Source organism: Deltaproteobacteria bacterium GWC2_65_14 (assembly GCA_001797615.1).
Lineage (GTDB): Bacteria > Desulfobacterota > Deferrimicrobia > Deferrimicrobiales > Deferrimicrobiaceae > GWC2-65-14.
The window spans coordinates 3175-14187 of record MGPV01000006.1 but is presented as its reverse complement, the minus strand read 5'-3'; the positions used below and the strand labels follow the sequence as shown (position 1 = coordinate 14187).

Annotated in this window: 11 protein-coding genes and 1 pseudogene (1 of these 12 only partly in view); 8 read left to right on the top strand and 4 right to left on the bottom strand. The window is 63.8% G+C overall.

The window, feature by feature from the left end; genetic code table 11:
• Positions 1-91 precede the first annotated feature (91 nt).
• The 3 genes from A2X88_09815 to A2X88_09805 all read right to left on the bottom strand — a co-directional run bounded on the left by A2X88_09815 (position 92) and on the right by A2X88_09805 (position 3112).
• On the bottom strand, positions 92-748 hold the full coding sequence (locus A2X88_09815) for a phosphoribosylglycinamide formyltransferase (GenBank protein OGP35694.1): 657 nt from the start codon (positions 746-748) through the stop codon (positions 92-94).
• Positions 745-1743: a phosphoribosylformylglycinamidine cyclo-ligase gene (locus A2X88_09810; GenBank protein ID OGP35695.1), complete on the bottom strand. Its 999-nt coding sequence runs from the start codon at positions 1741-1743 to the stop codon at positions 745-747. Before A2X88_09810 ends, A2X88_09815 begins: the two co-directional genes overlap by 4 nt.
• A 151-nt stretch (positions 1744-1894) precedes the next feature.
• Positions 1895-3112: a transposase gene (locus A2X88_09805; GenBank protein OGP35693.1), complete on the bottom strand. Its 1218-nt coding sequence runs from the start codon at positions 3110-3112 to the stop codon at positions 1895-1897.
• 21 nt (positions 3113-3133) lie between these two features.
• Between A2X88_09805 and A2X88_09800 the strand changes: the two genes are divergently transcribed.
• The 6 genes from A2X88_09800 to A2X88_09775 all read left to right on the top strand — a co-directional run bounded on the left by A2X88_09800 (position 3134) and on the right by A2X88_09775 (position 7634).
• The gene (locus A2X88_09800; GenBank protein OGP35692.1) at positions 3134-3550 is read left to right on the top strand and encodes a transposase; all 417 of its coding nucleotides are present in this window, start codon (positions 3134-3136) and stop codon (positions 3548-3550) included.
• Positions 3551-3653: 103 nt separating this feature from the next.
• Positions 3654-4442: a hypothetical protein gene (locus tag A2X88_09795; GenBank protein ID OGP35691.1), complete on the top strand. Its 789-nt coding sequence runs from the start codon at positions 3654-3656 to the stop codon at positions 4440-4442.
• 267 nt (positions 4443-4709) lie between these two features.
• Entirely contained in the window at positions 4710-5129 is a 420-nt protein-coding gene (locus A2X88_09790) for a hypothetical protein (protein OGP35690.1), read from the top strand.
• Positions 5130-5146: 17 nt separating this feature from the next.
• Entirely contained in the window at positions 5147-5524 is a 378-nt protein-coding gene (locus A2X88_09785) for a hypothetical protein (GenBank protein OGP35689.1), read from the top strand.
• Positions 5525-5666: 142 nt separating this feature from the next.
• Positions 5667-6269 (top strand): hypothetical protein, encoded by a 603-nt coding sequence (locus tag A2X88_09780; protein ID OGP35688.1) that lies wholly within the window; start codon positions 5667-5669, stop codon positions 6267-6269.
• A gap of 459 nt (positions 6270-6728) precedes the next feature.
• The gene (locus A2X88_09775) at positions 6729-7634 is read left to right on the top strand and encodes a hypothetical protein (protein OGP35687.1); all 906 of its coding nucleotides are present in this window, start codon (positions 6729-6731) and stop codon (positions 7632-7634) included.
• Here the strand turns inward: A2X88_09775 and A2X88_09770 are convergent.
• Positions 7627-8151: a hypothetical protein gene (locus tag A2X88_09770; protein OGP35686.1), complete on the bottom strand. Its 525-nt coding sequence runs from the start codon at positions 8149-8151 to the stop codon at positions 7627-7629. The genes A2X88_09775 and A2X88_09770 overlap by 8 nt on opposite strands.
• 444 nt (positions 8152-8595) lie before the next feature.
• Between A2X88_09770 and A2X88_09765 the strand changes: the two genes are divergently transcribed.
• Positions 8596-9387, top strand: coding sequence for an ABC transporter ATP-binding protein (locus tag A2X88_09765; protein OGP35685.1), 792 nt, complete (start codon positions 8596-8598; stop codon positions 9385-9387).
• Positions 9388-9393: 6 nt separating this feature from the next.
• Positions 9394-11013: pseudogene (locus tag A2X88_09760) on the top strand (long-chain fatty acid--CoA ligase); it runs 288 nt beyond the window's last position.

Below are 11013 nucleotides of genomic sequence, written 5' to 3'. Positions count from 1 at the left end.
AAGGTTGCAATGGCAGAAAGGATCGCACTACACGACAACGGGTTGGAGATGGTGAGAGCGTTCTCCAGGACCGTCCCTGGTTTCAGCCGGGTCAGGCGTCCGGGTTTCGGTGGAAGAACTCCGGGATCCGCGGCTCCCCCTCGATCGTCACGCGCCTCCCCTCGATCCTCAGCTTCCCCTGGAGATGGAGGCGGATCGCCATCGGATAGATCCGGTGCTCCTGGACCAGGATCCGCGCGGCCAGCGACTCCTCCGTGTCGTCGTCGTAGACCGGCACGACCGCCTGGACGACGACCGGGCCCGTGTCGACCCCCTCGTCGAGATAGTGGACCGTGCAGCCGGAGAAACGGACGCCGTATTCCAGCGCCTGCTTCGGCCCGTGGGTGCCCGGGAAGGAGGGGAGGAGCGCAGGGTGGATGTTGAGGATCCGGTTCGGGAAGGCCCCGACGAACACCGGGGTCAGGATCCGCATGAACCCGGCGAGGCAGACCAGTTCCGCGCCGTTCGCGCGGATCGTCTCGACCAGCCGCGCATCGAAGGACTCCCGGGTCGGAAAGTCCCGGTGGCGGACGACTTCCGTCGGAATCCCGTGCGTTGCGGCCCGCACGAGTCCGTAGGCATCCTCCTTGTTGCTGACGACCAGCGCCACACGGCAGGGGATCTCGCCCCGTTCGGAGGCGTCGATGATCGCCTGCAGATTCGAGCCGCTGCCGGAGATGAGGACCGCGATCGGGGGTCTTTCGCTCATCGTGCCCTCCCGAGAAACCGGACTCCGGACGGCCCCGATCCCGTTTTCCGGATCTCCCCGATCCGGTAGGCGGGAACCGACGCCCTCCGGAAGTGGCGGAGGGCCGCCTCGCCGTCTCGCGGACGGACGATCAGGATCATCCCGAGCCCCATGTTGAAGGTCCGGTAGGCTTCCGCACCCGGAAGCCGGCCGGCGTCGCACAATGACCGGAACACCGGGTGCACGGGCCAGCTGTCCCGCTCCACCTCCGCGCACAGGCCGGGGGGAACGGACCGGGGAAGGTTCCCGGGAATCCCGCCCCCCGTGATATGGGCCATCCCCCGGATCCGCACCTTCTTCGCGAGGGAGAGGACCGGGCGGACGTAGATCCGGGTCGGGCGGAGCAGCTCCTCCGCCACCGTGCACCCCCATTCCGGAATGCGGGAACCGACCCGTTTCCGCATTCTCTCGAACACGATCTTTCGCGCGAGGGAATACCCGTTGCTGTGAAGCCCGGTCGAGGCCAGCCCGATGAGGATGTCGCCCGCCCGGACGCCGCTCCCGTCGACGATCCTCGCACGCTCCACCGCTCCGACGGCGAATCCCGCCAGATCGAATTCCCCCCGGGCGTAGACCGAGGGCATCTCCGCCGTCTCCCCGCCGAGGAGGGCGCACCCCGCCTCGCGGCATCCCGCCGCGATTCCGGAGACGATCTCTGCTCCCGTCTCGGCCGAGAGCTTTCCGGTGGCGTAGTAGTCGAGAAAGAAGAGCGGCTCCGCCCCGTGGACGAGGATGTCGTTCACGCACATGGCGACCAGGTCGATGCCGACGGTGCCGAAGATCCCGGCCATCGCGGCCACCTTGACCTTCGTCCCGACGCCGTCGGTCCCCGAAACGAGCACGGGGTCCTTGTACTTCGAGGCCGGAAAGCGGAAAAAGCCAGCGAATCCGCCGATGTCCCCCAGAACCTCCCGGCGGCGGGTCGAGCGGACGGCGGACCGGATCCGCGAAACCATCCGGTCTCCCTCGGCGATGTCGACCCCGGCGGAGGCGTATGTCACGGATTTTTTCACGATGGTTTCCCCCGGAATGCATCCCCACGGTACGGTTTCCCGGAACCCGCTTTGACATCCTCCCCCGCCTGAATCCGGGGGATTCCTACGGCGCTCACGCGGAAACCGCCTGAGTCGCTTCGGTGGGTTCCTGCTTCGCCGAGCGGCCTGACTGCACCGGCTCTTCGCAGGCTATCACGGCATGCCCTGCCGCTAACACATTGATCGCGCCGACGTGATCGGCGTGATTCTCGTAACCGCATTCCACGCACGCAAACCGGACTTGGGTCTGACGGTTGTCCGCCGACACCTGCCGGCAGGCCGGACACGTCCTGCTGGTATTGCGCGGTGGCACCGCGATGACATATCCTCCGCCCCAAGCCTGTTTGTACTCCAGTTGCCGCCTGAACTCGAACCAGCCTTGATCGAGGATAGAGCGGTTCAGTCCGGATTTGGCGCGGACGTTCTTGCCCGGCTTCTCTCTGCTACCCGCCGCCGACTTCGACATGTTGCGTACCTGCAAGTCCTCGATGCACACGATCGCGTGGTTTTGGCTGATCGTGGTCGTGGCTTTGTGCAGGTAGTCGCGCCGGGCGTTGGCGATAAGGGTGTGAATCTTTTGGACTTTGGCTTTCGCTTTCTTCCAGTTGTTGCTGAACTTCTGCTTGCGGCTCATCGCCCGCTGATACCGGGCCAGGCGCTGCTGGTGTTTCTTGAAGCTATTGAGCGGCTCGAACACGGTGCCGTCGGAGAGGGTGGCGAAACGGACAATGCCCATGTCGACGCCGACCATCGAGCCGGACGGGTGTACCGGCTGTTCCACCTCCCGCTCTGTCTGGATACTGAAATACCACTTGCCGCCCGACGGGCTGACGGTGACGTTTCTCACCGTCCCCAATACCTCGCGGCTGTTGCGATAGCGTAGCCAGCCGAGCTTCGGCAGGAAGATGCGGCTGTTGGCTTGATCGAGCTTGATCTGTTTCGGGTCGGGATAGCGGAAACCGTCGCCCCGCCCCTTTTTCCTGAAGCGGGGAAAATCCGCCCGCTTGGCGAAGAAATTGGTGTAGGCGCGTTCCAAATCCTTGAGCGTCTGTTGCAACGGATGGACGGGCGCATCGGCCAGCCATGCCGTGTCCACGCTGTTGCGCCATTCGGTGAGCAGCTTGCACAACCCGGCATAACCAAGCTTCTTCTCACCCTGCTCGTACCGCTGTTTCTGCAACGCCAAAGCCTTGTTGAACACGAACCGACACGACCCGGCGAAGCGGCGCATCCGGCGCTGCTGGTCGCCGTTTGGCTGTAGCTCGTATTTATAGGCTTGCCGACGTTTCATCCCTGGAGTATAGTTTGGTCTATGAACCATGACAAGGATATTCGACACGGCCGGCACTGTGTGTCTCTGATGCACGTCCATTTGGTCTTTGTGACGAAATATAGGCGTGGCGTGTTCACCAAAGCCATTCTCGACGACCTGCGCGGCATCTTCGCCAAGATCTGCCGCGACTTCGAGGCGGAACTGGTGGAGTTCGACGGCGAGGACGATCATGTGCACCTGCTGGTGAACTATCCGCCAAAGGTGGCGGTGTCGACGTTGGTGAATAGCCTGAAAGGCGTATCCAGTCGCCTCATGCGGAAGAAGAACTATCCGAACATCCGCAAGAAGCTATGGGGTGGTGCGCTCTGGTCGCCAAGCTACTTTGCCGGTAGCTGTGGCGGCGCACCTGTCGGAATCATCCGCCAGTACATCGAACAGCAGCAGACGTCGCACTGACCACCCAAAGGACGGCTACGCCGTCCGCGCTATCCTTCCCCGACCTGAAGGCCGAGACTTGTCGCGCGCCGGGTCAATGATTTTTCAGGAACCCTCGGGTAAGATGGTTCCGCGGCGAAAGGGAAAGGGGGGACCCATGGGGAAACGAGTGGGAATCGTCGTTCTCGGCGATGAGGTGCTCGGCGGGGAGGTCCGGGAAAGCAACATCGCCCACCTGATTCCCCTGCTGAACGGGTGGGGGGCGGAGGTGGTCCTCTGCGCGATCCTCCCCGACGACGTGTCCACCGTGGTGAGGCATCTGCGGAGGTACCTCGAGGAGACCGACCTGCTGATCCTCACCGGGGGGATCGGTCCGACCCCGGACGACATCACGAGGGAGGCGGTGGCCCGGGTCGCGGGAGTGCCGCTCGTCGTGCACCCCGATGCGAGGGCGGCGCTGGAACGGTACTACGGCGACCGGATCAGCGAGAGCCGCCTGCTCATGGCCCAGGTTCCGCAGGGGGCCGAGCTGATCCCGAATCCGGTGAGCGCGGCCCCCGGGTTCCACGTCGCCCGGATGGCGGCCTTCCCGGGGATCCCCCAACTTCTCCACGTCATGATCGACTGGGTGAAGCCGCTGGTTTCCGGGGTGCGGAAAAGCCGGGTGACCCTATACAGCGGGGCGCCGGAGTCCTCCTACGCCGGGATCATGCGGGAGGCCATGGAGGCGTTCCCGGACGTGCGGGTCGGCTCCTACCCGATGCTGGAAGGGGAGTATCGGGTGCGGGTGGTGTTCCGGTCGGACCGGCTCTCCCGGGCGTCCGCCTGCGCGGATCTGTTCGGCAGGATGCTCGAGAGGGCGGGGTTCACGGTCGTCCGGAGGGTCGAGGAACAGGGCGAAACGGTTCCGTAGGCGGTTGCCGGCCGGAAACCCTCCCGCATCTCGTCCCGGCACAGGCCGGTTCCCCTTTTCGGATTTGGCAAAGACCTGACGGATTTGAAATCCGCAAGGCAGCGTCCGCATCTCTCCGGCCCAAAGACTCCCATTCTATCCGTAATGAAATCGGCAGGTTAGTCCTCGTTCTCTATTGCCTCTTTCCCCGGTTCCGGTCGGGCACACCCTTTGAAAAGGTATGGGGAGGAACCGATACGGTTCCCGACATGGATGGGGAGAGGCACAATGAGGCGGGTCTGGATTCTGTCGCTTGCGGTGTGGGTGGCCGTTGCATCGGTGTGGAGCATGGGATGCGGGGGTGCGGGCGCGGAGGGAGGAGCCTCCGGCACGGTTCCCGGTGCCATCGCAACGGTCCTGGCCTGGGATCCCCCGACCACCTATGTCGACGCCACTCCGCTGAATCCCCTTATGGATCTGGACTATTACGAGTTCTATATCCGCCAGGACCCAAGCTTCACCGAAGCGGATTCCCACATGGCCGAGGTGAACGCCGTGGACAACCAGGTCCTGGTGTCCGAATTCCAGCTGGTCAATCTCCTGCCGTTTCTCCCGCCCGGCCCCCGTTCCTACCTGTCCATCCGTGCCGTCGGGGTGGACGGTTCGAAGTCGCCCTTTTCCCAACCGATCGCATGGGACCATATCTGAAACCCCTGGGAGGACGTATGAGAAAAAGGTGGTTTCCCGCACTGCTGCTCATGCTGTTTGCCGTATCGTTCGCCGCATCCGCGAGCGCGGAGACCCTGTCCTGGAACGCCGTTACCACGTACACCGACGGGACCTCGATCGGGAGCGCGACGGTGACGTACCAGGCCTACTGGACGACGAACTCCAGCCTGACGGGCCTCAATACCCTCGGATCGGCCGGGAGTTCGACGTCGAGGACCTTCAACGTGGACACCTCAGGCATGCCGCGGGGCTCGATCATCTATTTCACCTGCAAGGCCACGGTTTCTGGCGTCGACTCCTCGCTGGCCTCGGCCCTGTCCTGGAACGTACCGACCAAGTCTCCGTCGGCCCCGAGCAATCTGCAGATGAACTAGCCAGGATCCGCAGACAGTCACTCTCTACGGGGGGCGGCACCGGGAAGAATCCTTTCCCCTGCCGCCCCCTTCCTCTTCTTCCCTCTTTTCCGAAAAGTCCCTACAATAGGGTTTTCCAAATTCCGTAGACGGGGGTGTTTCGTTGCGCAACGCGTTCGTCCTGCCGGTGCTGCTGATCCTGTTCACAGGATTCGTCTCCGCGGCGGATGCCGCCCCGAAAGGAGGCAATCCCGTGGTCCTGCTGGAAACGAGCAAGGGAAAGATCAAGGTGGAGCTCTACCCGGAGAAGGCTCCGGTATCGGTGAAGAACTTCCTCACCTACGTGGGGGAGGGGCACTACGACGGGCTGATCTTCCACCGGGTGATCAAGGAATTCATGATCCAGGGGGGCGGCTTCACGAAGGAGATGCAGGAAAAGCGCCCCACGCATCCCCCGATCAGGAACGAGGCCGGAAACGGGTTGAAGAACGACCGGGGGACGATCGCGATGGCCCGGACGAACGTGGTGGATTCCGCCACGGCCCAGTTTTTCATCAATGTGGTGGACAACGACTTCCTGAACCACATGGACGCGTCTCCCCGCGGGTTCGGCTACGCGGTGTTCGGGAAGGTGATCGAGGGGATGGACGTGGTGGACAAGATCCGGGCCGTCCCCAGCGGCCGAGCCTCGATGTTCCAGGACGTCCCCCGGGAACCGGTCACGATTCTCAAGGCCACGGCGCTTCCCGAAGGGGGGAAGGAATAGGGAAAGGAAAGGCGCCCGGCATCCTGCTTGGGGGGGGAGGAGAGGCCGGGCGCCCGGCGCGCGATGATGGGAAACGTCCTCCGGCGACCTCCGGTGAAGGGGGCGCCGGGGGAGAGGTTCCCCGCCGGTTGATGCGTCAGTGCGCGCCTAAAAACATATCCACCTCATCCACGCGGGTCGCGTGGGTGCGCTCCGGCTTGACCAGCATGACCGGGCGCTTCGTCGTGACCATCACCTTCTGCGCCACGCTTCCCATCAGCAGCTTCGAGAGGCCGCTGCGGCCGCAAGCGTTTATGTGTATACAGTATACGGAAACGGAAAGGGTGTCAACCCGATTCGGACCCCTGGAAGTTTCTCTTTCCCTCCGGGGGGAACCGGAGGTAGAATGGTTGACAAACTATTTGTAATGCATGGAGAAAATGGTTCCCGCGGCAGTCTGCTCGGGAATCCCGGACGGTCATGCGGGCGCGGATCTCACTGGTGGTGGAGGATGGGGAGTCAGGCCTTCGGCTGGACCGGTTCCTCCGGGCCCGGATGCCGGAACTTCCGGCGAAAAGCGTGCGGTTCGCGATCGGGGCGGGGGATGTGACGGTCAACGGGCAGCCCGGCGCGAAGGGACGATTTCTCCGGGGGGGAGACCGGGTGTCGATCCGGAAAATCGCGGAAGAAACGGACTGGCTTCCGGAGAAGGGCGACCCCCCCGGGGCGTCGGTCCTCTACGAAGACGGGGTCGTGGCGATTCTGAACAAGCCTCCCGATATCCATACCGAGCCGCACAGGCCCCGGGAGGCGGGAACGCTGGCCGGCTTTCTCCTCGAGAGATTTCCGTTCGTTTCGGAGATCTCCTCCGCTCCGGGACTTACGCTGCTGACGAGGCTGGACTATTCCACGAGCGGGGCGGTTCCGGCCGCTCTCACCGGAGAGGCCCTGTCGTTCCTGTCGCGGGAGCGGGAACAGGGGAGGATCCGGAAGGTCTATTTCTGCGTCGTGACGGGACGGATGCGCGAAAAAAGGGTTCTCTCCGGCCGAATCGAGAGCGAAGGAGGCGAAACTATCCGGGTGCGGGCCGACGGGGCCGATCCCGATCCGGGACGCTGGACGACAATCACGCCTGTCCTCGAAGGGGAGAGGTGCACCCTGGTCCGTGCGGAGATCGTGCGCGGGAAGCGGCACCAGATCCGGGCGCATCTCGCGGCCGCGGGATTTCCGGTCGTCGGGGACCGCCGCTATTCCGCGGTACCCGACGAGGGACCGGGCAAGGGGCGCCTGCTGCTCCATGCGGGGGAAGTGGAGTTCGTTCACCCGGAAACGGGAGAGCGGGTGCGGGTCGTCTCCCCCCTTCCGGGGGAGTTCCGGGTCACCTGAGCGAGGAGAGATCCTCCTCGAGACGCCGGAGCTGTTCCCGGTCTTCGGGAAGCTCTTGCTGGTACTTCCTGTAGAGGTCGAGGTCCACTTCGTCGACGAGCCGGTTTCTCAGGGGGTTCAGGGCCAGCGACCGTTTCCGGTCCACCGCCTGGATATGCTGTTCCTTGGCGGAGATTTTCGCCTTTCTCTGCTCGATCTGCCCCAGCAGCGCTTCGCGGGAGGCACCCGATTCCGGCGTCCCGGGGGCGCCCCCTGCAGTATCGGAAGGGGTGAGGGCCGTCGGCCTGTCCGGCGGCGGCTCCAACACGGAAACGGTTCCCCGGGATCCCGGACCCTCCCGCACGAACGGCGTCGCCGCCCCTCGGGCGGAAGGGGGAACGTTCGAGAGGTCGTCCGTGAAATGAACCGTTCCCTGGCCGTCCACCCAACGGTAGATATCCGCGGCGGCGGGAAGGGCGGAAAGCAGGGCGCAAAGCGACAGGACAACGGCGAGCCGTGCAGGATCGCCCGCCCGCAACGGTGTCCTTCCGGATTTCCCCGCGCCCGGATCCATCACCGGTACATGTAGACGGTGAGGATGATCGCGATCGACCCGGCCACGAGAACGGCGATGGGAATCAGGACCGTCGCATCCATACCACTGATAGTACAATAGGCAAGCCCGGGAATCAACGGAGGGAGTGGACACGGAGGGAGTGGTGCGGAACGAAGGACTGGCCCGGGAATGTGCGGGAGCGTGAGAATTTCATCGAGCGTGCCGTGATCCGGGCTTCGGGCGGGCAGAAATGCCGGAAAGAACGGAGCGACAGGCCTGCAACGCGTGGAAAATGGTTCAGGAATGCAGGCATAACCGCCAATAAGTCACCTATATCCATCCCGATAGATATTTGAAAACATTGTTTGTCGGAGCGCACGCGGATTGGGTTAGTATACCAGGATTACCCATTACTGAGGATACCGGATGCCGCTGCTCAAGGTCGAGGACGTTCACCTGTCGTTCGGGGGGGTCAAGGCGATCAACGGCGTATCGATCGATGTGGAAAAGGGGAAGATCCACGCGATCATCGGCCCGAACGGCGCGGGGAAGACCTCGGTCTTCAACTGCATCTCCTGCGTCTACCGCCCGCAGCGGGGAGCGGTCTACTTCGAGGACCGGAAACTCACGGGGATGAGCCCCCACCGGATCGCCCCCCTCGGGATCGCCCGGACCTTCCAGAACATCGCCCTCTTTCACCACATGACGGTGCTGGACAACCTGATGCTCGGGCGCCATCTGTTCCTGAAACGGGGGGTCTTCCTCGGGGGGATCTTCCTCGGCCCCGCCCGGAACGAGGAGATCGAGAACCGGAAGGTGGTGGAGGACATCATCGACTTCCTCGAGATCGAGAACATCCGGAAAAAACCGGTCGGCACCCTTCCGTACGGCCTCCGGAAGCGGGTCGAGCTGGCCCGCGCGCTCTCCCTCAAGCCGAAGCTGCTGCTGGTGGACGAGCCGATGGCGGGGATGAACCTCGAGGAGAAGGAGGACATGGCCCGCTTCATACTCGACATCAACGAGGAGTGGGGGATCACCGTCCTGCTGATCGAGCACGACCTGGGGGTGGTGATGGACATCAGCCACCGGGTGAGCGTCCTCGATTTCGGGGTCAAGATCTCCGAAGGGGAGCCGGCCGAGGTGGCGAACGACCCGCACGTGATCGCTGCCTACATCGGCGAGGAGGACGATTTTCTGAAGGAGCTGGAGGCGCGCTGAAGGGCGATGAAGACGATCCTCGAGCGGCACGACACCTTTCCGAAGCTGCTCCTCCGGAACGCGGAGCGGTTCGGCGACCGGAAGGTCGCCATGCGGGAGAAGGAGTTCGGGATCTGGCAGGAGTTCACCTGGGAGGAGTACCACGAGCACGTGAAGTACTTCTCCCTCGGGCTGGTTTCGCTGGGGCTCTCCCGGGGGGACAAGGTCGCCATCATCGGGGACAACCGTCCCGAATGGGTCTGGGCCGAGGTGGCGGCGCAGGCGGCCGGGGCCGTTCCCCTGGGGCTCTACCAGGATTCGACCCTGAAGGAGGTCTCCTACGTCATCGACCACTCCGACTCCTCCTTCGTGGTGGCGGAGGACCAGGAGCAGGTCGACAAGATCCTCGACATGAAGGAACAGCTCCCGAAGGTCCGGTACGTCATCTACACCGACCCCCGGGGGATGCGCGGATACAAGGAGCCCTTCCTCCTCGACTTTCAGGAGGTGGAGAACTTCGGGCGGGAGCTCGAGCAGAGGGAGCCGGATCTCTACGCGCGGAACCTCGAGGCGTCGGCCCTCGAGGACCTGGCGCTGATCTGCTACACCTCCGGGACGACCGGGTTCCCGAAGGGAGCGATGCTCTCCTTCCGGAACCTGCTCCTGATGGCGGCGAACCTGATGGAGGTCGACCCGAAGCGGGAGTCCGACGAGTTCGTCTCTTTCCTCCCCCTGGCCTGGATCGGGGAGCAGATGATGTGCCTCTCCAGCGCGCTGCTGACCGGCTTCACGGTGAACTTCCCGGAGAAGCCGGAGACGGTCCAGGAGAATATCCGGGAGATCGGGCCGAGCATCATGTTTTCCCCCCCCCGCATCTGGGAGAACATGACCTCCACCGTCCAGGTGAAGGTGATGGACGCCTCCCGGCTCAAGCGGGCCATGTACAACTGGGCGCTCCCCGTCGGATACGAGTACGCGGACGCCGTGTTCTGCAAGCAGAAGCCGTCGCTATCCCTCATGCTCAAGCACCGGCTGGCCTACTATCTCGTCTTCCGCGCGCTCAAGGACCGGCTGGGGCTGCTGCGGATCCGGACCGCTTCCACCGGAGGCGCAGCGCTCGGACCCGACGTCTTCAAGTTCTTCAACGCGATGGGAGTGAACCTCAAGCAGATCTACGGCCAGACGGAGATCTCCGGGATCTCCTGCATCCACCGGGAGGGCGACATCCACTTCGACTCGGTGGGCAAGCCGATCCCCGAGACCGAGATCATGATCTCGGAGTCGGGGGAGATCCTCTCCCGGAGCTCTTCGGTCTTCCTGGGGTACTACAAGAGTCCCGAAGAGACGGAGAAGACGCTGGCGGGCGGATGGCTCCATTCCGGGGACGCCGGCTACTTCACCGAGGGCGGCCACCTGATCGTCATCGACCGGGTGAAGGACGTGATGCACCTGAACGACGGCACCCGCTTCTCCCCGCAGTTCATCGAGAACAAGCTGAAGTTCTCCCCCTACATCAAGGAGTGCGTCTGCATGGGGAACCAGCGCGACTTCATCACTTCGATGCTCTGCGTCGACTACGCGAACGTGGGGAAATGGGCCGAAAGCCGCCGGATCTCCTACACGACCTACACCGACCTGGCGGGGAAG